This window comes from Streptomyces sp. NPDC058375, from assembly GCF_042723425.1.
In the GTDB taxonomy this organism is placed as follows: domain Bacteria; phylum Actinomycetota; class Actinomycetes; order Streptomycetales; family Streptomycetaceae; genus Streptomyces; species Streptomyces durocortorensis.
The window spans coordinates 13,410-33,002 of record NZ_JBHXJG010000034.1; the positions used below are offsets into that span (position 1 = coordinate 13,410).

21 protein-coding genes are annotated in these 19,593 nt (G+C 72.5%); 5 read left to right on the forward strand and 16 right to left on the reverse strand.

What is annotated here, in order from left to right:
* Positions 1 to 53: 53 nt before the first annotated feature.
* The 3 genes from ACFWM7_RS08645 to ACFWM7_RS08655 all read right to left on the reverse strand — a co-directional run bounded on the left by ACFWM7_RS08645 (position 54) and on the right by ACFWM7_RS08655 (position 1,943).
* Positions 54 to 641, reverse strand: coding sequence for a hypothetical protein (locus tag ACFWM7_RS08645; protein ID WP_383256787.1), 588 nt, complete (start codon positions 639 to 641; stop codon positions 54 to 56).
* A 224-nt stretch (positions 642 to 865) separates the two neighbouring features.
* Positions 866 to 1,135 carry a DUF397 domain-containing protein gene (locus ACFWM7_RS08650; RefSeq protein WP_383256790.1) on the reverse strand — a complete coding sequence of 90 codons (270 nt, stop codon included), beginning with the start codon at positions 1,133 to 1,135 and terminating at the stop codon, positions 866 to 868.
* The gene (locus ACFWM7_RS08655) at positions 1,119 to 1,943 is read right to left on the reverse strand and encodes a Scr1 family TA system antitoxin-like transcriptional regulator (protein ID WP_383256792.1); all 825 of its coding nucleotides are present in this window, start codon (positions 1,941 to 1,943) and stop codon (positions 1,119 to 1,121) included. The genes ACFWM7_RS08650 and ACFWM7_RS08655 overlap by 17 nt, the downstream gene beginning before the upstream one ends.
* An 84-nt stretch (positions 1,944 to 2,027) precedes the next feature.
* On the opposite strand from ACFWM7_RS08655, the gene ACFWM7_RS08660 reads away from it, so the two are divergent.
* Positions 2,028 to 2,501, forward strand: coding sequence for an ATP-binding protein (locus ACFWM7_RS08660; protein WP_383256797.1), 474 nt, complete (start codon positions 2,028 to 2,030; stop codon positions 2,499 to 2,501).
* Here the strand turns inward: ACFWM7_RS08660 and ACFWM7_RS08665 are convergent.
* Genes ACFWM7_RS08665 through ACFWM7_RS08675 form a run of 3 tightly spaced genes read right to left on the reverse strand, consistent with a single transcriptional unit; the run spans position 2,470 to position 4,583 of the window.
* Positions 2,470 to 3,282 (reverse strand): serine hydrolase domain-containing protein, encoded by an 813-nt coding sequence (locus ACFWM7_RS08665; RefSeq protein WP_383256800.1) that lies wholly within the window; start codon positions 3,280 to 3,282, stop codon positions 2,470 to 2,472. The genes ACFWM7_RS08660 and ACFWM7_RS08665 overlap by 32 nt on opposite strands.
* Before the next feature lie 54 nt (positions 3,283 to 3,336).
* On the reverse strand, positions 3,337 to 3,624 hold the full coding sequence (locus ACFWM7_RS08670; protein ID WP_383256803.1) for a hypothetical protein: 288 nt from the start codon (positions 3,622 to 3,624) through the stop codon (positions 3,337 to 3,339).
* Between the two features lie 50 nt (positions 3,625 to 3,674).
* On the reverse strand, positions 3,675 to 4,583 hold the full coding sequence (locus tag ACFWM7_RS08675; RefSeq protein WP_383256854.1) for a LysR family transcriptional regulator: 909 nt from the start codon (positions 4,581 to 4,583) through the stop codon (positions 3,675 to 3,677).
* A 92-nt stretch (positions 4,584 to 4,675) separates the two neighbouring features.
* On the opposite strand from ACFWM7_RS08675, the gene ACFWM7_RS08680 reads away from it, so the two are divergent.
* On the forward strand, positions 4,676 to 6,007 hold the full coding sequence (locus ACFWM7_RS08680; RefSeq protein WP_383256806.1) for an aspartate aminotransferase family protein: 1,332 nt from the start codon (positions 4,676 to 4,678) through the stop codon (positions 6,005 to 6,007).
* 218 nt (positions 6,008 to 6,225) lie between these two features.
* Here the strand turns inward: ACFWM7_RS08680 and ACFWM7_RS08685 are convergent, their stop codons facing one another.
* Entirely contained in the window at positions 6,226 to 7,446 is a 1,221-nt protein-coding gene (locus ACFWM7_RS08685) for a glycerate kinase (protein WP_383256808.1), read from the reverse strand.
* Entirely contained in the window at positions 7,443 to 8,876 is a 1,434-nt protein-coding gene (locus tag ACFWM7_RS08690) for an SLC13 family permease (protein WP_383256811.1), read from the reverse strand. Before ACFWM7_RS08690 ends, ACFWM7_RS08685 begins: the two co-directional genes overlap by 4 nt.
* A gap of 219 nt (positions 8,877 to 9,095) precedes the next feature.
* On the opposite strand from ACFWM7_RS08690, the gene ACFWM7_RS08695 reads away from it, so the two are divergent.
* Complete coding sequence (locus ACFWM7_RS08695) at positions 9,096 to 9,578, forward strand: hypothetical protein (RefSeq protein WP_383256815.1); 483 nt, start codon at positions 9,096 to 9,098, stop codon at positions 9,576 to 9,578.
* A 70-nt stretch (positions 9,579 to 9,648) separates the two neighbouring features.
* Here ACFWM7_RS08695 and ACFWM7_RS08700 read toward each other — a convergent pair whose 3' ends face one another.
* The 3 genes from ACFWM7_RS08700 to ACFWM7_RS08710 are packed head-to-tail and all read right to left on the reverse strand — an operon-like array spanning position 9,649 to position 12,045.
* On the reverse strand, positions 9,649 to 10,308 hold the full coding sequence (locus tag ACFWM7_RS08700) for a response regulator transcription factor (RefSeq protein WP_006124207.1): 660 nt from the start codon (positions 10,306 to 10,308) through the stop codon (positions 9,649 to 9,651).
* Positions 10,305 to 11,744, reverse strand: a complete 1,440-nt coding sequence (locus ACFWM7_RS08705; RefSeq protein WP_383256857.1) for a sensor histidine kinase — start codon at positions 11,742 to 11,744, stop codon at positions 10,305 to 10,307. The genes ACFWM7_RS08700 and ACFWM7_RS08705 overlap by 4 nt, the downstream gene beginning before the upstream one ends.
* The gene (locus ACFWM7_RS08710; RefSeq protein WP_383256818.1) at positions 11,734 to 12,045 is read right to left on the reverse strand and encodes a small hydrophilic protein; all 312 of its coding nucleotides are present in this window, start codon (positions 12,043 to 12,045) and stop codon (positions 11,734 to 11,736) included. Before ACFWM7_RS08710 ends, ACFWM7_RS08705 begins: the two co-directional genes overlap by 11 nt.
* 144 nt (positions 12,046 to 12,189) lie before the next feature.
* Here ACFWM7_RS08710 and ACFWM7_RS08715 point away from each other — a divergent pair, with 144 nt between their 5' ends.
* Positions 12,190 to 12,690: a MerR family transcriptional regulator gene (locus ACFWM7_RS08715; protein ID WP_383256822.1), complete on the forward strand. Its 501-nt coding sequence runs from the start codon at positions 12,190 to 12,192 to the stop codon at positions 12,688 to 12,690.
* The gene (locus tag ACFWM7_RS08720) at positions 12,690 to 13,706 is read left to right on the forward strand and encodes an aldo/keto reductase (RefSeq protein ID WP_383256824.1); all 1,017 of its coding nucleotides are present in this window, start codon (positions 12,690 to 12,692) and stop codon (positions 13,704 to 13,706) included. The genes ACFWM7_RS08715 and ACFWM7_RS08720 overlap by 1 nt, the downstream gene beginning before the upstream one ends.
* A 52-nt stretch (positions 13,707 to 13,758) precedes the next feature.
* On the opposite strand, the gene ACFWM7_RS08725 is transcribed toward ACFWM7_RS08720, so the two are convergent.
* The 5 genes from ACFWM7_RS08725 to ACFWM7_RS08745 form a co-directional block, all read right to left on the reverse strand.
* A complete protein-coding gene (locus ACFWM7_RS08725; protein ID WP_383256827.1) occupies positions 13,759 to 14,991 on the reverse strand; it encodes an acyltransferase in 1,233 nt (410 codons plus the stop codon).
* Positions 14,988 to 16,133: an alpha/beta hydrolase gene (locus ACFWM7_RS08730; RefSeq protein WP_383256829.1), complete on the reverse strand. Its 1,146-nt coding sequence runs from the start codon at positions 16,131 to 16,133 to the stop codon at positions 14,988 to 14,990. The genes ACFWM7_RS08725 and ACFWM7_RS08730 overlap by 4 nt, the downstream gene beginning before the upstream one ends.
* 136 nt (positions 16,134 to 16,269) lie before the next feature.
* The gene (locus ACFWM7_RS08735) at positions 16,270 to 16,959 is read right to left on the reverse strand and encodes a response regulator (RefSeq protein WP_383256832.1); all 690 of its coding nucleotides are present in this window, start codon (positions 16,957 to 16,959) and stop codon (positions 16,270 to 16,272) included.
* Positions 16,956 to 18,329, reverse strand: a complete 1,374-nt coding sequence (locus ACFWM7_RS08740) for a sensor histidine kinase (RefSeq protein WP_383256835.1) — start codon at positions 18,327 to 18,329, stop codon at positions 16,956 to 16,958. Before ACFWM7_RS08740 ends, ACFWM7_RS08735 begins: the two co-directional genes overlap by 4 nt.
* A gap of 239 nt (positions 18,330 to 18,568) precedes the next feature.
* The gene (locus ACFWM7_RS08745) at positions 18,569 to 19,537 is read right to left on the reverse strand and encodes a DUF4429 domain-containing protein (protein ID WP_383256838.1); all 969 of its coding nucleotides are present in this window, start codon (positions 19,535 to 19,537) and stop codon (positions 18,569 to 18,571) included.
* Between the last annotated feature and the right edge of the window lie 56 nt (positions 19,538 to 19,593).

The window sequence follows — 19,593 nt, forward strand, 5'->3', positions numbered from 1 at the left end:
GGGACCGCCTCGTCAGCGACTCGCGTCTCGTGGAGACTCCACGCCGGTCGCCTTCACTTCTCAAGCTTGATCTTCGAGGAGAGGAAGAACACACCTGCCGTCGCCACGATGAGAACTCCGGCCAGTTCTTCGTAGCCCTGGAAGTAGGTGATGGGAATGGCGATGACGCAGGCCGCTCCGACCAGATCGATGGCGCGCCCCACCCATCGCCGGAACCTGCCCAGCGGCGGAGGGCGATGGGGGCTCGGCGGGTTGGCCCAGTAGGGGAAGGGCCCCGGCCGGGGCTTCCAGCCCTCGTCCCGGTGCCGGAGGAACTCCGGGTGGTGGCGGGCGTAGCTCAGGCGGCGGGGTGCCAGGCGCTGCCATGGCAGCCAACCCTGCCTCATGGCGATCCAGCCGAGCCCGGGCAGGCAGGCGACGGCAGCCCAGACCCCTGCGACGATCCGTTCTCCCGTGGAAGTCGGCAAGATGCCGAGGAGGTGGTCGAGTTGGCCGCTGGCCGCGTAGGCGATGAGCACGGCCAGGGAGACCCCGGCCGCGGTCTGCTCGATCTGATGGCCGGTGTGGCAGCGCGCGCAGCGCGGCACATGGACGACTTCTTGGCGCCACGTGGTGCGCAGAACGACGATCCACGGAGTCATGGCGGTCTCGACGCCCTGGTGCAACCCCAGGACGCGGTCATGCCACGCCGCCGGTGTGACGTTCCCGCAGAACCAGCACTCTCGTACCACGAGCTTCCTCGCCCCCCTGCGACCGGTCCCGTGGCCCCTGGCGTTCCTACGGTCAGCGTTCCCGTCAAGGAGCCTGTCAAGGCGGCGGTGCCTGGTGGCCTCGGCCGACGCCTCACTGGATGTATGTGCCTGCGTCAGCGCAGCCCGTCCACGAACGCCTGCCAGGCGCCGGCCCCGAGGACGATCGCGGGGCCGGTCGGGTTCTTGCTGTCGCGGACGGGGACGGAGCCGCAGGCGGGGTTGGCGGCGACCTCGACGCAGTCGCCGCCGGTGCTGCCGCTGTACGAGGAGGCCCGCCAGGCCGCGCCGTCGATGACCGTGCACTCGACGCACTCGCCGCCGGTGTTCCCGCTGTAGCTCGACTTGCGCCAGTCCGCGTTCGCCAGGTCAGGGCCGTGCTCCATAACGCTCCTTCATCACGCGGCTGATCCGCGCCACCGATTCCTCGACGGAGAGTGCGGTGGCCTGGAGGTGAGCGTATCGGAGTGACGCCTCCCTGACCGTCTCGGGGTTGGCCGTCATATGGCCGGAGATGAGGTCCTCGGTGTAGACGATGTCCGGGTCATCGTCGAAGCGCATTCCGGTGAACGAGCCAGCCAAGCTCGCGTGTTCGCCCGCCTCGAACGGCAGCACCTGGATCCGCATCCAGCGGTGCGCCGCGTAGTCCAACAGCTTCTGGAGTTGGGCCCGCATCACCTCGTGGCCGCCGATCGGCCGGTACAGCACCGCCTCGTCCAGGATCGCCCACGCCAGCGGCGGCTTCGCCCTCTCCAGGATCCGCTGGCGCTCCATCCGGGCGGCGAGCAGACCCTCCAGGTCGTCCGGCATGCCGGTGGCCAGGACCGCCCGCGCGTACTCCTCTGTCTGCAATAGCCCGTAGACCACCTGTGCCTGGTACGTGGAGATGTACGTCGCCTTCGCCTCCATGTCCGCGTACGGCTGGAACCACGTGGGCAGTTGGCTTCGCAGGACCAGGCCGACCAGCCGGGAGAAGACCCCGTCCGTGCCCAGTGCCGCGTCCACCCGCTCCGAGAAATCGCGGGTGGGGATCTTCTTCGTCGTCTCGATCTGGCCGATCAGCGAGCCCGTGCAGAAGATGATCGTGCCCAACTGCGGCTGCGTCAGCCCCTGGGCCTCACGCTGACGGCGTAACTCCGAGCCGTAGTAGGCGAGCGGGGAGGCGTCGGGATCGAGGGTCTGGATGTTGGCCACGGCGCGGACCTCCGGGGTGCAACGCCTCGCGGCGTTCGTTTCCGTACGTAGCCGAGCGTAGCCACCGCACCGCAGCCTGGTGACATGAATCACGTAGTTGTCCCCCGGAGGAATCCCGGGGAGCCCGTCTACCGCGCCGACTTCGCCCTGGGCGAGCACTCGGCCCAGCATTTGCGCCGCGTCCTGCGCCTCTACCTCAAGACCTGGGAGCTGCCGTTCCTCGCCGACGCGGCCGAGCTGGCGCTCACCGAGCTGATCGCCAACGTCGTGCAGCACGTGCCCGACCGGCGCGGCCAGACCTTCATCTTCCGGCTGCCGCGCGGCGAGGGTGTTCGTGTCGAAGTCGCGGACAGTAGCCCCGCCGTGCCGCTCGCCGTCACGGGCGATCCGCTGGACGACGGGGGCCGGGGGCTCGTCCTGGTCAACGCCGTCACCGACGAGTGGGGCGTCGTCAAGCGGTGGGACGGCGGCGGGAAGACCGTCTGGTTCGAGTGCCTGACGCCGCCCGAGCTGGGCGGCAGCCGGTTCAGGTCAGCTCGGCCAGGACCGCGTCCGTGAACGGGGTCCAGGCCTCCGCCGCCCACGGGCCGAAGGCGCGGTCGGTCAGCGCGACGCAGGCGACGCCCGCCACCGGGTCGATCCACAGGAACGTGCCCGACTGGCCGAAGTGCCCGAAGGTGGCGGGGGAGGATGTGTTCCCCGTCCAGTGCGGGGACTTGGAGTCGCGGATCTCGAAGCCGAGGCCCCAGTCGTTCGGGCTCTGGTGGCCGTAACCCGGCAGGACGCCCTTGAGGCCCGGGTGCACGACGCTCTGGGCCTCCAGGACCGTACGCGGGTCGAGCAGGCGCGGGGCCTGGACCTCGGCGGCGAAGCGGACCAGGTCGGCGACCGTGGAGACGCCGTCGCGTGCCGGGGAGCCGTCCAGGGTCGTGGACGTCATGGCCAGCGGCTCCAGGACCGCCTGGCGCAGGTACTCCGCGAACGGGATGCCGGACGCCTTCGCGATGTGGTCGCCCAGCACCTCGAAGCCCGCGTTGGAGTACAGGCGGCGGTTGCCGGGCGGGGCCGTCACCCGGTGCTCGTCGAAGGCGAGGCCGCTGGTGTGGGCGAGGAGGTGGCGCACCGTGGAGCCCTCGGGCCCGGCCGGTTCGTCCAGCTCGACGGCCCCCTCCTCGTACGCCACCAGCGCCGCGTAGGCCGCGAGCGGCTTGGTGACCGAGGCGAGGGGGAAGCGGTGGTCGGTCGGCCCGTGCGTGCCGAGGACCGTGCCGTCCGCTCGTACGACGGCGGCCGCCGCCGTCGTGACCGGCCAGGTGTCGATGATGCGCAGGCTCTCCATGCGTCCGAGCCTAACCGGTCGTCTTCGGCCGCCCTCCGGGGTCGGCTTCGGGGTTCACGTCGTGTACGCCGAGCGCCGTGACTCCACCGCGTACGTGACGGCGGGCATTCCGGCGACGTCGAGAAGGAGGAGGAAAGCGGCGAGGAATGCGCCCACCGGCCTCGGCGCAGGCGGCACGAATCCGCCGATGAACTCCATACGAGGGTAGTCGGGGGCCATCAGCAGGTCACGGGGAGCGAACCGGCTCAGGACCGGAACGAGGGAGAACCCGGCGACGAAAACGGGCAGGACGTACAGCGGACGCCGGAGGAGAACGATGACGTCGGTGACGCCCGGCGGCAAGGCAGACGTTCGCGGCCGGCGCGGGCCGGAGCCAGGCAGGTCCGGAGGGCTCACCCGAGGGTGGTCGACGCAGTCCGGGGTGCCGGGCGTAGTTCGTCCAGCACCGCACGTACCGCCGCGCGGGGCGGTGTGCCGCGTCGGAGTGCCGCCGTGATGGTGCGGGAGACGGGGGTGGTGAGTTCTCTGGTGGCCACCTGGTACCGGGATGTGTGTGCGGCGAGCGCGGGCAGCAGCGCGACCGCGAGTCCTGCCTCGACATGTTGCAGGGTCAGCGTGTAGTTGCTGAACCGGCCCACGACCCGGGGCTCGAAACGTGCCTGCCGGCACAGCCGTGTCGCCAGGTTGGCCATGTAGGAATGCGGGATGTCGAAGGCCCACGGTTCGTCGGCCAAGGTCGCGAGATCCACCGGCCCTCGCCCGGCCGCCGGATGGTGGGGCGGAAGCACCAGCAGGACCGGGTCCTCATCGAGGGGGACGAGGTCCAGATCGGGGCCGAGCGGCTGTTCACCGAAGTCGGTGGTGGTGATGACGAGGTCGGCGTCACCGACGCGCAGGGCCGGGACGCTCTGGTGCGGCTCCAGCTCCAGGAGCTCGATCTGGAGGTGGGGGTGGCGAGGTGCGAGCCGTCGCGCTGCGGGCAGGGCCATGGTGTGCACGGCGCTCTGGAAGGCGCCCAGACGCACGAGGCCGGAAGGCTCGTCCGCGAAACCGCGCAGCTCCGTCTCCACGCTGTCCATATGGTCCAGGATCGCCCTCGCCCGCTGTGCCAGGATCACTCCGGCCGAGGTCAGCCGGACCCGGCGGCCGGTGCGTTCGAACAGCTGGGTGCGGGTCTCGGTTTCCAGCACGGAGAGCTGCTGGGACACGCTGGACGGGCTCAGGCTGGCCGCTTGGGCCACGGCCCGGACGGTGCCGAGGGTGTCCAGCTGAGTGAGCAGCCGGAGCCTCCAGGGGTTCATCACGTCACCACCCTATTGTGCGGCTCTGCCGAACAGTACCGCCGGAAATGTGTGATGGACGGGGCGCTCGCGACCGCTCTACCGTCGCTTGCATGGCTTCCACGACGCCCGCCACCGCATCCGACGCCCGTACGTTCTGGGCGCACGCCGACCGACATCTGGTCCGATACGGAGGAGGCTTCACCCGTGAGCTCATCGAACGAGCCTCGGGGAGCTTCGTCTACAGCGCGGAAGGCCGGAAGATCCTCGACTTCACCTCGGGGCAGATGAGCGCGATCCTCGGGCACTCCCATCCGGCGATCGTGGAAACGGTGCAGCGGCAGGTGGCCACCCTCGATCACCTGTACAGCGGAATGCTGAGCCGCCCGGTCGTGGACCTGGCGCGGCGGCTGGCCGGAACCCTGCCTGCTCCACTGGAGAAGGCGCTGTTGCTGACGACGGGCGCGGAGTCGAACGAGGCGGCGATCCGCATGGCCAAGCTGGTCACGGGCAAGCACGAGATCGTCTCGTTCGCCCGGTCCTGGCACGGCATGACCCAAGCCGCCGCGTCCGCCACCTACAGCGCGGGCCGAAAGGGCTACGGGCCCTCGGCGCCCGGCAACTTCGCCATCCCCGTCCCCAACGCCTACCGTCCCGACTTCACCACCGCCGACGGCGGCCTCGACTGGCGCCGTCAGCTGGACTTCGCCTTCGACCTCATCGATGCCCAGTCCACCGGCAGCCTGGCCGCCTGTCTCGTGGAACCCATCCTCAGCTCCGGCGGCGTCATCGACCTTCCGCCCGGCTATCTGGCGGCGCTCAAGGAGAAGTGCCGTGAGCGCGGGATGCTGCTGATCCTCGACGAAGCCCAGACCGGCTTGTGCCGCACCGGGACCTGGTACGCCTTCGAGCGGGACGGTGTCGTCCCGGACATCCTGACGGTTTCCAAGACACTGGGCGCGGGTCTGCCTCTCGCCGCGGTGATCACCAGCGCCGAGATCGAGCAGGAGGCGCACGACCGCGGTTTCCTGTTCTTCACCACCCATGTGTCCGACCCGCTGCCGGCCGCCGTGGGGCTGACCGTCCTCGACGTCCTCGCCTCGAACAGCCTCGACGAGCGCGCCCGGGACCTCGGGGGATTCCTGCGCAGGGGGCTGGATGAGATAGCGTCCCGCCACCATGTCGTCGGAGACGTCCGGGGGCGCGGCCTGCTCGTGGGCCTGGAGTTGGTCACCGATCGCGAGACGAAGCAGAGCCCGGATGAACTGGGGGCCCGGGTGACCCACCGCTGTCTCGAACTCGGTCTGCACATGAACATCGTGCAACTCCCCGGCATGGGAGGGGTGTTCCGCATCGCGCCACCGCTGACCGCCACCGAGGAAGAGCTCTCCCTCGGCCTGTCCATCCTGGACACCGCGATCGGCGAGGTGAGCCCGGCAGGCTGAGGCCGAACGACGATCCCGGAGTTCTGCTGCGTACGGGGCCCCGAACCCGATGAAGCCTGAGCTGAAGACTGCCGGAAACCGTGGCAGCCCCCGAAGGCACACCGACCGTGCTCGGCCTGCTGTCCGCGATCGCCGACTTCGTCCTCCTGCCCGCACTGTACGAGGAGCGCGTCCCGTCCCCCGGTCAGTGGACCCTCCGCATGAGCTTGTTGCCCCTCTCACGCGGCCAGCGGGTCCAGCGGTGCCAGCCGGGTGCCGAGCGCCATGATGCGCAGCGCGCGCTCCGTGGCGTCGGTCAGGAATTCGCCGCTGCGGCCGATCGCCTCCACCAGCGTCATCGGCGCGGGCAGGATCGCGCTGTACGCGTCCACGCCCACCGCCCGGACGTCCTGCGCACCCGGCCCGATCGTCCCGGCGAGCACCAGGACCGGCACCCCGGAGGCCTGGGCCCGCCGGGCGACCTCCGCCGGGATCTTCCCCCGTACGGTCTGGTGGTCGAGGGCTCCCTCCGCCGTGATCACGAAGTCGGCGCGGGCCAGGCGGGCGTCCAGGTCGAGACCGTCGAGGAGGACGTCATACCGGGGAAGGAGCCGGGCGCCCACGGCGGCCAGCCCGGCTCCCAGGCCGCCGGACGCACCCGTGCCGGGGGCTGTGCGCAGATCGATCGGGGCTTCGGCCTGCGAGGCGAAGGCCGGGGCCAGGTCGCGGGTCAGGACGGCGGCCAGCCGTTCCAGGCCCGCCGAGAGCAGCTCCACCTCCGCCGGGGTCGCCCCCTTCTGCGGGCCGAACACCCGGGCCACCCCGCGCTTCCCGCACAGCACGTTGTACGGGTTGCAGGCCACCAGCAGCTCGGTGCCGGCCAGCCTCGGGTCGAGGCCGGACGGGTCGATGTGCTCCAGCTCGTGCAACGCCCCGCCGCCCCGGCGGAGTTCGCGGCCGTGCCGGTCGGTCAGCCGGACCCCGAGCGCCTGGAGAGCGCCTGCGCCCCCGTCCGACGTACCGGAGTCGCCGCAGCCGACGAGGACGCGCCGGGCCCCCGCGTCCAGCGCCGCCCGGATCAGCTCGCCGACGCCGTACGTCGTGGTCGCCCCCGGGTGGCGGCGGTCCGGCGGGACCAGGGCGAGGCCCGCGACGGCCGCCATCTCGACGACGGCGGTCAGCGGGCCGGGCGTTGTGCCGCCGCCCAGCAGCGCGAAGTGCGAGGCGACCGGGTCGCCCACCGGGCCCGTCGCGGTGACCGGCACCAGACGCCCGCCGCCCGCCAGGGCCAGCGCCTCCGCCGTACCCTCGCCGCCGTCCACGAGGGGGATGAGGTCGAGTTCGGCGTCGGGGATCACCCGGCGTACGCCGGCGGCGATGGCCTCCGCGACCCGGGCGGCGGACAGGGACTCCTTGAACCCGCTGGGGGCGATGGCGATGCGGTGGGTGTGACGGATCATGGCTGGGTCTCCAGGAGGACGGGCACGCCGAGCAGCGGCCAGACGACGAGGGCGAAGGCGAGGACGAGGGCGGCGGTGAGCGGGGCGAGGAACGCGGACAGCCGCAGCAGGTCGCGCGGGGTGTACGTCGGGGTGCGGGGCACGTCCGCGAAGAGCGCGACCGGCTTGGCCGAGGACGGCAGGGTGTGGCAGAAACCGGCGGCGGCCGTGGACGCCAGCGCCGCCGTGACCGGGTTGACCCCGGCCCCGACCGCCGCCGCGACCACCAGCGGGACGAGGACGGAGGACCGGGCGGAGCGCGACTGGAGCGCCAGATGGGCGGCCGTGCTGACGACGACCACTCCGGTCAGGAAGAGCCAGGGAGGCGTGGACGCCCCGAGCGGAATCCACCCCATCAGCCAGTCCGCCGCACCCGAGTCGGAGAGGGCTACGCCCATCGCCATGGTGGCGGCCATGAACAGCAGCAGCGGCCAAGGGACCGTCCGCAGACCGTCCTTGAAGCGGACCGTCCCCAGTGCTGGGGAGGTCGCCACCAGCGCGCCGATGAGCGCGACCACGGCGGGCGACACCCCGTGCAGCGGCTCGCTGCACCACAGCAGGACGACCGTCGCCAGCAACAGCAGGCACCGGGACTCCGCCGGGGTGAACGGGCCCTCGACGGCCGTCTCGGAGTGCTCCTGGATCTGCGCCGCCGTGATGGTGACCGGGCCCTTCCGGTCGGCGCGCCGGGTCGTCGTCAACAGCACCAGTTCGGCGGCGAGATGGGACGAGACGACGGCCAACGGCAGCCCGAGGACCAGCCATTGGACGAAGCTCAGCTGCTCCCCGGTCTGCTCCCACAGCACCCCGACCGTGATCAGGTGCGCGCCCGCCCCGATCAGCGTTGCGACGGCGGAGAGCAGGATGACGGTCGGGAAGAGGAGCGCCAGCATGACGACCAGGCGGGTCCGTTCACGGAGTGCGGCCGCCAATGCCAGGAACACCGGGAGGGCGAGCGCGGCCCGCCCCGACGTGGCCGGCACGGCGAACGCGGTGACGACCAGCCCTGCCGTGGTCAGATGCACCAACTGGCGTACGGTCCTGGCCCCGCCGACCAGGAAGACGGCGGCCCGGCCCGCGAGACCGGTCCGGGTCACGGCGGCCGCGAGCACGAAGGCGCAGATCAGCAGCCACACCGTCTCGTCGCCCAACGTGGCGAACAGGGTCTCGCTACTGATCACCCCCGTCACCGTCAGCGCCAGGCCCGCGCCGAGCGCGATGTAGGCGTCGTCCACCGGGGTGGCGATCCAGGCGGCGGTGGCCAGGGTGAAGACGGCGAGGGAGAGCCGCCCGTCGGCGCTGAGGCCGGGGGCGGCGCCGGGGACGGCGAGGAGGGCGCAGAGTCCGAGAACGGCGCAGAGGCCGACGGTCTGCCGGAGGGGGAGAGGCACGCTGTACAGCCTCGGAAGGCACGGTGAGCACCTGATGAGCGGCCCGTGAAGGACTTCTCATCTCACGCGTCGGCTGCTCCGGTCCGCGGGTGCCTGTGAAGCGGCAGGGGCAGAGGCGTAGTGGGGGCGGGCGCGGCTGAGTTACCGTCACATCACGCCTACGGGCGTTTCGTCCACGGACATCAGGGCCCACGGGCCCTCTCCCTGACAGGAGTTCGCGTGCTCGCACTCACGCCCATCGAGCGCGACATGCATCGCCTTCTGCGCTCCCTCGCGCAGGTCGGCGACCCGGCCGACCCGCTTTCCGCCTGCATCGGCTACAAGGAATTCGTGCAACGCGTCGATCCGCACGGTCTGGACCCCTACACGTCGCAGGGCCAGATGCGCGGTCTGTATCCGAAGCTCGGCCATATCAGTGTCTACGAGCACCAGCACGGTCGGCCGCTGCTGTCGGCGCTCGTCGTTCGCAAGGCGACGGGCCGGCCCGGGGACGGTTTCGCCGACCTCGCGGCACAGCTCGGGTTCGAAGCCGCCGACGATCCCGACTTCTGGGAGCACCAGGTGGCGCGGGCCGTGCGCTTCTGGTCCGCCGACGATCCGGTCCTGCTGATGGACTCCGCGATGGACCAGGTGATGAAGGAGCTGGGCTCGATCAAGCGCGCCGTACGCCGGCTTGCCGCCGGGCCGACCGAGAAGGGCTGAGGCCTGCGGCCCCGCTCGCGGAAGCGGGGCCGTTCGTACTGATCTCGGGCCCATGAACAAGCCCCGCGGCCTAGGGCAGCCGGTACCCCATCCCCCGTACCGTCTCCAGCCGCTCCGCCCCCAACTTCCGGCGCAGTGCTCGGACATACACGTCCACGATGTTGGAGCCGGGGTCGAAGTCGTACCCCCACACATGCGACAGGATCTGCTCGCGCGACAGCACCTGGCCCGGGTGGCGCAGGAACATCTCCAGCAGCACGAACTCCCGCGCCGTCAGGTCCACCGTCCGGTCCTCCGCGCGGGCCCGGCGCGTCCGCAGGTCCAGGGCGAGGGTGCCGCTGCGCAACATGGTGACCTCGGGGGCGCGGGCGGCGGTGCGCCGGCGCAGCCGTACCCGGGCGAGCAGCTCCTCGAAGCGGAACGGCTTCGTCATCCAGTCGTCGGCCCCGCCCTCCAGACCGGCCACCGTGTCCCGGACGGAGTCGCGGGCGGTGAGCACGATCACCGGCAGCGTGACGCGCGCCTCGCGCAGCTCCCGCAGCACGGTGAAGCCGTCCCGGCCGGGCAGCCCGATGTCGAGGACCATCAGGTCGAACCCGCCGGTCAGCGCGTGGCCGAGCGCCAGGTCGCCGTCCTCGGCGACGACGGTGGTGAAGCCGTTGGCGCGCAGGCCCTTCTGGACGAACGAGGCGATGCGCTCCTCGTCCTCGGCGATCAGGATGCGGTTCATGAGTCGGTCTCCAGCGTGAGTACGAAGGTGGCTCCGCCGCCCTCGGTCCGGCGGAGGTCGACGCGGCCGTGGTGGCCCTCCGCGATGGCCCTGACGATGGCGAGGCCGAGCCCGGCCCCGCTGGTGCGGGTTCCGCGCCGGGACGTGCCCCGGCGGAACCGTTCGAAGATGACCTCGGCGTCCTCCGGCGGAATGCCGGGCCCGTGGTCGGCGACGTACAGCTCGACGCGGTCGCCCTCGGACCGGGAGCCGATCCGGATGCGCTGGCCGGGCACGGTGTGCTGGACGGCGTTCTGCGCGAGCTGGACCATCGCCTGCGTCATCCGCTGCGGGTCCAGGCGCACTTCGCGGTCCGCGACCCCGTCGAGCACCCACTCCCGCTCGCCGAGGGTCCGCACCTTCACGAACACGTCGGCGGTCAGCTCCGCGAGCTGGACGGGCTCCGGGCGCACGAAGTCGGGGCGTTCGGCCCCCGCGAGCAGCAGCAGGTCCTCCACGATGCGGCTCATCCGGTCCAACTCGTCCGTGACCAGCCGCACCGTCTCCTCCCGGTCCGCCGGATCGTCGCCCATCAGCTCCAGGTGGCCCCGGACGATGGTGATCGGGGTGCGCAGCTCGTGCCCGGCGTCGTCGACGAAGACCCGCTGCGCGGCGAACGCCCGCTCCAGCCGGTCCAGCATCGCGTTGAACGTCTCGGCGAGGGCCGCGATGTCGTCCCGGCCCTCCACGGGGATCCGCCGGGTGAGGTCCTGCTCGGTCAGTTCCGCCGCCGTCGTCCGCACCAGCCGGACGGGGGCGAGGATGCGTCCGGCGACGGCCCAGCCGATCCCGGTCGTCATCAGCAGCGCCACCCCGGACAGGGCGAGCAGCATCCAGAACGTCTTGTCGGCGACGGCCCGTTCGCGCTCCGGATGGAAGGCGACGACGAACGCCCCGGGCTGTCCGCCCGCGGACGGCCCGATCTCAACCTTTGCCCACCGCAGTTCGCCCTGCGGGCGCTCCAGCGTGCCGAAGGAGTCCTTGGCGGCGCGGATCCGGGTGAGCGCGTCGGTGTCCTGCCACAGCGCGATGTCCCGGGGCAGGTCGCGGCGCTGCCGGATGACGTCGGGCCGGTCGCCCGCCGGGCCGGTCAGACCCAGCAACTCCTCGTCCGGGTCGGCGTACTGGCGTTGCAGATAGATGCGCAGCAGCCGGTCGGCGGTGTCGAACCGGCCGCCGGTGTCCGGGTCCACCCCCTGCGGCACGAAGTTCGCGAACTCGCCGGTCTCCTGGGTGAGCAGCTGGCTGATGCGGTGGTCCACGTCCCGCTGGAGGATCGAGCGTACGGTGACGGCGACCGCGCCCAGCGCGACCGCCATCACGACCAGCAGCCACAGCAGGATCCGTACCCGGGCGGAAATCCTCGGAAAGCCCAGCGGCGACCGGCTAACCGTCATCACCGAAGTCGTCGTCATCGTCGTCATCGGCCGCCGAGGGGCCCGGAACGACGGAGCTGTCCGGCGTACGGGTCGGGGTGGCGGAATCGCTCGGCGTCGGGAAGCCGTTCGGGGAGGTGCTCCCGCTCGGCGACGTGTCCCCGCCCGGCGGCGGTGTGCCGCGCGGGCTCTCCTCCAGCCGGACGGTGGGGGGCACCTTCGGCGCGTCCGAGGTGTCGGTCATGGCATAGCTGGTGGCCGCTATGCCCAGCGGCACGGCGACGACGGCTGCCAGGGCCGCCAGACGAGGTGAGAAAGCCATGCGTTCACCCTGACGGTCCCGGGCGGTACCAACATGAAGTCAGGATGAACATTCCTTCATCTCGGGCAGAGCGGATATCCGGCCGGGGGAGGACACCCGTTTCCGCTTGCTTCGAGTGCACTCCAAGGATTTAGCGTGGAGGGCATGACGGTGATCGACGGAACCACCCGGAGCACTCCCGCGACAACCGCACAGCCACGGCCCTCCTCGGGGGTGGACGTCTGCGCGGCCGCCCCGAAGCCGCACCCACGCCCCGCGGGCCAGGACAGCTACACCATCAGCGAGGTCGTCGCCTTCACCGGGCTCACCGCGCACACCCTGCGCTGGTACGAGCGCATCGGGCTCATGCCCCACGTCGACCGCTCGCACACCGGCCAGCGCCGCTTCAGCAACCGCGACCTGGACTGGCTGGCCTTCGTCGGCAAGCTGCGGATGACCGGGATGCCGGTCGCCGACATGGTGCGGTACGCGGAGCTGCTGCGCGAGGGGGAGTCCACCTTCGAGGCACGGCAGGAGCTGCTGGAGGCGACCCGCCGCGATGTGATCACGCGGATCGCGGAGCTCCACGACACCCTCGCCGTCCTCGACCACAAGATCGAGTTCTACGCGGGCGCCCGCCGGGCGCCGGAGAGGCACAGCGCCTGATGACTGTTGACAAGATCGCCACCGTGGAGCTGGGCGCGGGCGGACCGCGCGTCGGCGTCCAGGGGCTCGGCTGCATGGGCATGAGCGAGTTCTACGGAGACACCGACCTCGCCGCCGCCCGCGACACCCTGGACGCGGCCCTGGAGGCCGGCGTCACGCTCCTCGACACCGCCGACGCCTACGGACGCGGGGCAAACGAGGAGTTCCTCGCCCCGTTCGTCGGGGCCCACCGGGACGAGATCACCCTCGCCACCAAGTTCGCCCTCGTCCGCACCGACGACCCCCACTACCGGGGCATCAGCAACGACCCCGCGTACATCCGTACCGCCGTAGAGGCGAGCCTGCGCCGGCTGAACACCGACGTCATCGACCTCTACTACATGCACCGCCGCGACCCGGCCGTCCCGCTCGCCGAGTCGATCGGCGCGCTGGCGGAGCTGGTCCGGCAGGGCAAGGTCAAACAGCTCGGACTGAGCGAGGTGACCGGCCCCGAGCTGCGCGAGGCGTACGCGGTGCACCCCATCGCCGCCCTCCAGTCGGAATGGTCCCTCTTCAGCCGCGACGTCGAGCAGAGCGCCGTCGGCGCGGCGGCCGAGCTGGGCGTCACGCTCGTCCCGTACTCCCCGCTCGGCCGGGGCTTCCTCACCGGGGCCTTCACCGACGCGGGCAAGGACCTCGCGGCGAACGACTTCCGGGCCCACCAGCCCCGTTTCACCGGCGACAACGCCAAGGCGAACGCGGCCCTGCTGGAGCCCGTCCACAAGATCGCCGCCGCGCACGGGGTGACGGCCGCGCAGGTGGCCCTCGCCTGGGTCCAGCAGCGCGCCGAGGTCCACGGCCTGAACGTGGTCCCGATCCCCGGCACCCGCAAGCGCAGCCGCCTCCTGGAGAACGTCGCGGCGACCCGGCTGACCCTGACGGCGGACGAACTGGCCGCGCTGGAGCCGATCGCGGGGCGGGTGGCGGGGGACCGGTACCCGGACATGAGCAGTACGTCGGCGGCGCGGGAGAAGTAGGCCGGAAGACGGCACCCTGGGGAGCGACGCCCCGGGCCGCACCCTCGGCCGCTCACGCCAGCCCCAGCGCGAACACCGCGAACCCCGCCGCGAGCAGACCCGCCAGCGCGCGGCGGGCGTTCGCGGCGCGGGTGCCCGCGCGCCACGGGGCCTCGAACCGGCGCGCGTACCGGGCGATCAGCACCAGCAGCCCGGCGAACACCGGCAGCCAGGCGATCCGGGCGAGGGCCCAGCCCACCGTGTCCGGCGCGGTCGTCAGCCCCGCCACCGCCGTGCCCCCGGCCCCCGTCAGCGAGGCCGGTACGGCGGCGGCCAGCATCGCCGTCTGGTGCCAGCACAGGATCGTCATCGCGGACAGGTTGATCACCACGACCGGCGCCCAGAGCAGCGGCTTGCGCAGCAGCCGCCCGAGCCGGTCCCGCAACAGGATCGCCGCCCCGCTCTGCGCCGCCGCCAACGCCACCACCAACAACGACGGCGGATGCGAGTTCGTCCGGGCCTCGCCCGGCACCCCGACCATGGACGCCGGGTAGTGGAAGACCAGCAGCAGCACGGCGAACAGCACCCCGCCGCCGACCAGCAGCAGCCGGGCCCCGCGCTTCCCGATGCGCCCCTCGCCCCAGGACACGCCGAGCTGATACGCGAACAGCCAGCCGGGCAGGATGTTGAGCACGCTCAGCCAGGACGGCATCGCCTCCGCGAACGGCCCGTAGCGCAGGAAGTCCACGACGGCGACGGAGACCAGCAGCGGGAGCGCCGCCCAGCCGCCGAGCCTCCGCGCCAGCGCGACGCAGACCGGGGTGAGGGCCGTGACCACGGTGTACACCCCGACGAACCAGAGCGGCTGGATCACCAGAGTCGACCCCGTACGCAGGGTGTCGCCGGGCACGCCCAGCGCGGAGAGCACCGCGAGCAGCACCGCCCACACGGCGCTCACCCCGAGCACGGGACGGCCGAGCCGGGCCAGCCGGCCGCCCAGCCAGGCGGCCGTGGTCGAGGGCCGACGGCGGTAGGAGAGGACCGCGGCGTACCCGCCGACCAGGAAGAAGATGCCCAGCATCTGAAGCACCCAGCTCGCGGGGGCGAGCGCGCCGAACGTGGCGAGCGGGCTCGCGTTGTGCAGTCCTTCGGCGTCCAGCCGGAACCCGCCGAGCATCCAGTGACCGAGCGGCACGGCGAGCAGCGCCAGGGCCCGCAGGCCGTCGATGGCGCGGTCGCGGTGGGCGGGGGTGGAGGCGTCGATCCGGGCGGCGAGCTGCCGCGCGTCCTTGCGTACGGCGTTCATCGGACGGCCCCTTCCAGGACCGGCGCGAGGACCGGCGCGTGCGCCGCGGCGTGCGAGCCGTGCAGCGCCTGCGTGTCCGCCGGGACATGAGCGCCTTCCGCCCCGGCCGTGCCCCGTGCGATGGCGGCGAAGGTCCGCAGCGAATCCGTCCCCGGCGCGAAGTAACCGGCATGCCCCCGGGCCTCGTTCGCCGGTACGCGGCGGGCGCCGAACGCCGGGTCGGTCGGGTCCGTGCCGTGGCCGAGGCCCGCGAAGCGCACGTTCGGCACGTTGTCGATCCAGTCGGTCGGGTCCTTCGCCGCCCACACCCGGGCCTTCGTCCGCAGCCCCGCGGCATCGTCCGCCCGCATGCCGGGGGAGCCCAGGACCACCAGGTCGGTGGCGGGCAGGCGGTGTGCGGCGAGCCCGCAGACGACGGAGCCGTAGCTGTGGCAGAACACGGCGGGCGCGGGCAGCCCGTCCGCCGTCAGCCCCTCCGTGAACCGGGTCAGCCGCCCCGCGCCCGCCTCCGCGAGGGTGCCGGAGGCCGCGTCGATGCCGACGCCCACCGGGGTGGTGTACCCGACCCAGGCGACGACGGCCGTCCCCGGACCGGCCGCCGTGTGCAGGGTCCTGGCCATCCCGGCGGGAGCCCCGTGCGCGGCGACCTTCCGGTCGAAGGTCCCGGCGTCGTTGTCGGACCCGGGCACCACCACCGAGACCCGGTGCGCGGCGCGCAGGTCTCCGAACACCTCGGCCACCTGACCGCGTCCGCGCGGGTCGAACGCGAGGATCTGCCTGCCGGGGGCGGCCAGCGAACGGTAGCGGGGGTCGTCGGCGGCGGCCAGCGCAAGGGAGTTGGCGCGGTAGCGCAGTTCCAGCGGCGTCCCGTCGAGATTCCCGACGACGGACGGATGCCGCACCACCAGCAGTTGCTGCTCACGCACGCTCAACCCCGCGAAGAAGGCCGCGACTTCGTCAGGCGTGGAGCGCTCCGGATCGGGCAGTTCCGTGCCGAGCGCCCCGTCCTCCCGCCACTGCGCACTGCCCGGCGGCGGCCCGGTCAGCGCCTGCTGCGCATCCCCCGAGACCCAGCCGGCGGTTCCCGCCACCACGCTGGTGGCCAGTGCGAACGCGGCCAGCGTCCTCGCGTATCGGCGCATCGTGCCCTCCCTCTCCGGATCCGCACCGGGCGGTGCGACCGGGAGGAAGGTAGGAAGAGGACGGGTGACGCGACGTCACACCGGGGAGCCAACTGCGGGGTGATACCGGGGTAGGGGGTGGGGGAGCCGGGGACTACTACGCTCCCGCGTCCCCCGGCGTCACCAGCCCCGACTCGTACGCGAAGATCACCGCCTGCGCCCGGTCCCGCAGGTCCAGCTTGGCCAGCACCCGCCCGATGTGCGTCTTGACGGTCTGCTCGGCCAGCACAAGACGCCCCGCGATCTCCTGGTTCGACAGCCCCCGGGCGATCAGCTCCAGCACCTCGCTCTCGCGCGGCGTCAGCCCGTTCAGCCGGAGCGCCTGCCCGGTGCGCGTCGCCCCGGAGGGCCGCTGCGCCGCGAAGTCCGCGATCAGCCGCCGGGTCACCGAGGGCGCGAGCAGCGCGTCCCCGGCCGCCACCACCCGTACCGCCGCGATCAGATCGGCGGGCGGGGCGTCCTTCAGCAGGAACCCGGACGCCCCGGCGCGCAGCGCCTCGTACACGTAGTCGTCCACGTCGAACGTCGTCAGCATCAGGACCTTCGGGCGGTGCACCACCCCCACCGGCGGGTTCAACAGCTCGCGCGCGGCGGCCAGTCCGTCCATCTCCGGCATCCGGACGTCCATCAGGACCACGTCGGGATGCTGGTTGCGGCTGACGTCCACACCCTGGCGGCCGTCCGCCGCCTCGCCCACCACGTCGATGTCGCTCTGCGCCGCCAGCAGCGCCGCGAACCCGGCCCGCACCATGGCCTGGTCGTCGACGATGATCACGCGGATGGTCACAGATCCTCCGAAGAAGGTTGTACGGAAGGGGAGTCGGCCGGGGATCCGGCCGGGGGCAGCGGCATCCGGGCGGCCACCCGGAAGCCGCCGTCGGGCAGCGGCCCGGTGTCCAGCGTGCCGCCGGTCAACCGTACGCGCTCCCGCATCCCCACCAGCCCGTGTCCGGTCCCGGCGCTCTCCAGCGGCGAAGCGGGCTTCGGCGCGGGCCCGTTGACCACCAGCACGTTCAGATGGCCCGCGGACGCCCGGACCGAGACCTGGGTGCGCGCCCCCGGCGCGTGCCGCACCACATTGGCCAGCGCCTCCTGCACGATCCGGTACGCCGACAGATCCACCGCCGGCGGCACCTCGCCCCGCCCCGAGCCCAGCTCCGCGGCGAGCGACAGCTCCACCGGCAGCCCGGCCCGTACCGTGGCCTCCACCAGTTGCTGGAGCCGGTCCAGTCCCGGCTGTGGGGCCCGGTCGCCCTCGGTGCCGTCGCTGCGCAGCACCGACAGCAGCCGCCGCATCTCGCCGAGCGACTCCCGCGCCGCCGCCGCGATGGCGGCGAACTCCTCCCGCGCGGGCTCCGGCAGCCCGGAGATCCGGTACGGCGCGGAGTCCGCCTGCACGGTGATCACCGACATGTGGTGCGCGACCACGTCGTGCAGCTCACGGGCGATCCGCGTCCGCTCCTCCAGCAGCGTGCGCTGCGCCCGTTCCGCCTCGCTGATCGTCTCCTGCTCGGCCAGCCGCCGGGTCGCCTCGCCCCGCTCCCGTACCGCCGCGCCGATCACCAGGACCACCGCGCCGAGGATCGGCAGCAGCAGGGCGCTGCCGGTGGCGCGGTCCGATGGCGCGATCAGATGCAGGACCGCCCCGGCCGCCGCCGTCGCCGCCCACACCGCGACGACGGTCCGCCGGGTCTCGCGCAGGCCGAGGGCCAGCAGCAGGAAGAGGTACGCGACCAGGGTCGGCGGGGGCCACGGCCAGGTGTCGTGCCGCCCGGGATCGTGGGCCAGCAGCACCAGCGCGCTCACGATGTCGGCCGGAAAGATGATCCACCACGCCTGGAGGGGCCGGTGGGCCAGCATCAGCAACGGGGCCGCCTGGGCCACCCCGAGCGCCCCGGCCAGCGCGCCCGGCACGCCGTACTGCGAGGCCAGGACGGTGATGGTGACCGGGATGAAGGTCGCGGCCAGGGCGAGCACCACGACGTACGGCAGCAGCCGCTGCCACTGCTTCGGCGCGTCGGCCAGCAGCGGGGTGGACGGATGGGACGCGTGGGACAGCCCGTGGGCCAGCTCGCGCAGATTGCGGCGGGCGGCGCTCAGCAGACCGTCGGCGGGCGGCGGGGGCCCGGCGGGGGAGGGGGAAGGAGAAGTGGCCATGGCCCGGCCAGCCTAGGCAGGCGAAGGACCCTGGGGCGTCATACCGGGGTTCCGACCCGGCCGGACCGGCTCATACTCCGGTACGGGGACGGGGACGGGTACGGGTACGGGAGTGGGGACGGGGCGCGGCCTGCACGCGCGGCCTGTACTCAGGGCCGGGGCGCGGCCTGCACTCGCGCGGCCTGTACTCAGGGCCGGGGCTCAGGGCATGCGCCCAGGGCACGCACTCCGGGGCGGCGTCACAGCTCCGCGAGCAGCTGGGCCTTCTTCGCGGTGTACTCGGCGTCCGTCACCAGTCCGGCCTGGTGCAGCTCGCCGAGGTGATGTATCCGCTCGGCGATGTCCGCCGGATCGCGCCGCCCGGCGTTCACCAGGGCCGGGGCGGAGGCGGCGGGCGCGGGCTGGGTCCGGCGTACGGATTCCAGGACGGCGGCGGCGAAGGGCAGCGACTCGTGCACCGGCCCGTACCCCAGGCCGAACAGCACGGCGGCCGGATCCTGGTCCGCGGCCCGGGCGACCGGAGACGCGACGGGCACCCCGTCCGCCGACCCGCCGCCCGCGCTCCCGGAGCCGCCGGGACCGTGCAGATCGCCCAGGCTGCCGCCGGTGCGGTGATCGACGGGGGCCGCCGCGCGGGGCACCAGCCGCAGGTATCCGTCGAGGGCCTCGGGCGAGCGCCATACGATTCCGGCCAACTCGCTCACCTTGAAGGTCTGGTCGCCGGCCTTCCACTTGGCGCTGGAGGCCCCGGTCCACGACCACCGGAAGGAGACCCGCTCGCCGTCGAAGCCTGCCCGGCCGTCGTACGCCTTGAAGTTCATCGGGGCCTCGGGGGCCGCCACCAGGAAGCGGTCGGCGGGCTCGTCGGACGCCGGGTCGAGCAGGGCCCGCAGCTCGTCCGCGTAATACTCCGCGAGCACCTCCCGCTCCGCCGGAAGCACCAGGCGATAGGGGTCGCACCCCTCCTTGAGCTGCCCGGAGGCAGCCTCCACCAGAGGATCGGCACCCGCCCTCGGCACGGCACGCAGAACCACCGTGCCCCGCTTCCCGGGGGTCAGCGTCACCGACGACAGCGCCGCATACGGGATGCGGCGTTCCCGCAGGCTCTGGAAGAGCTTCGGTGTGCGGATGCCCCGTTCGAAGCGGATGAGCACGGAGTCGGTGTCGAACTCCCAGGTGGCATGAATTCCGGCCAGCACATCACCCATGTGCCTCATCGTATGCGGCACAGTCGCCCGCGTCCCCCCTCGGAGTAAGTCCCAAT

Coding starts and splice junctions, on each gene's coding strand:
- ACFWM7_RS08710 (WP_383256818.1), bottom strand. CDS start 12,045: ATGGCTTTCTCACCTCGTCTGGCGGCCCTGGCAGCCGTCGTCGCCGTG.
- ACFWM7_RS08675 (WP_383256854.1), bottom strand. CDS start 4,583: ATGAACCCCTGGAGGCTCCGGCTGCTCACTCAGCTGGACACCCTCGGC.
- ACFWM7_RS08700 (WP_006124207.1), bottom strand. CDS start 10,308: ATGAACCGCATCCTGATCGCCGAGGACGAGGAGCGCATCGCCTCGTTC.
- ACFWM7_RS08715 (WP_383256822.1), top strand. CDS start 12,190: ATGACGGTGATCGACGGAACCACCCGGAGCACTCCCGCGACAACCGCA.
- ACFWM7_RS08745 (WP_383256838.1), bottom strand. CDS start 19,537: ATGGGTGATGTGCTGGCCGGAATTCATGCCACCTGGGAGTTCGACACC.
- ACFWM7_RS08665 (WP_383256800.1), bottom strand. CDS start 3,282: ATGGAGAGCCTGCGCATCATCGACACCTGGCCGGTCACGACGGCGGCG.
- ACFWM7_RS08725 (WP_383256827.1), bottom strand. CDS start 14,991: ATGAACGCCGTACGCAAGGACGCGCGGCAGCTCGCCGCCCGGATCGAC.
- ACFWM7_RS08720 (WP_383256824.1), top strand. CDS start 12,690: ATGACTGTTGACAAGATCGCCACCGTGGAGCTGGGCGCGGGCGGACCG.
- ACFWM7_RS08645 (WP_383256787.1), bottom strand. CDS start 641: ATGACTCCGTGGATCGTCGTTCTGCGCACCACGTGGCGCCAAGAAGTC.
- ACFWM7_RS08740 (WP_383256835.1), bottom strand. CDS start 18,329: ATGGCCACTTCTCCTTCCCCCTCCCCCGCCGGGCCCCCGCCGCCCGCC.
- ACFWM7_RS08660 (WP_383256797.1), top strand. CDS start 2,028: ATGAATCACGTAGTTGTCCCCCGGAGGAATCCCGGGGAGCCCGTCTAC.
- ACFWM7_RS08685 (WP_383256808.1), bottom strand. CDS start 7,446: ATGATCCGTCACACCCACCGCATCGCCATCGCCCCCAGCGGGTTCAAG.
- ACFWM7_RS08650 (WP_383256790.1), bottom strand. CDS start 1,135: ATGGAGCACGGCCCTGACCTGGCGAACGCGGACTGGCGCAAGTCGAGC.
- ACFWM7_RS08680 (WP_383256806.1), top strand. CDS start 4,676: ATGGCTTCCACGACGCCCGCCACCGCATCCGACGCCCGTACGTTCTGG.
- ACFWM7_RS08730 (WP_383256829.1), bottom strand. CDS start 16,133: ATGCGCCGATACGCGAGGACGCTGGCCGCGTTCGCACTGGCCACCAGC.
- ACFWM7_RS08705 (WP_383256857.1), bottom strand. CDS start 11,744: ATGACGGTTAGCCGGTCGCCGCTGGGCTTTCCGAGGATTTCCGCCCGG.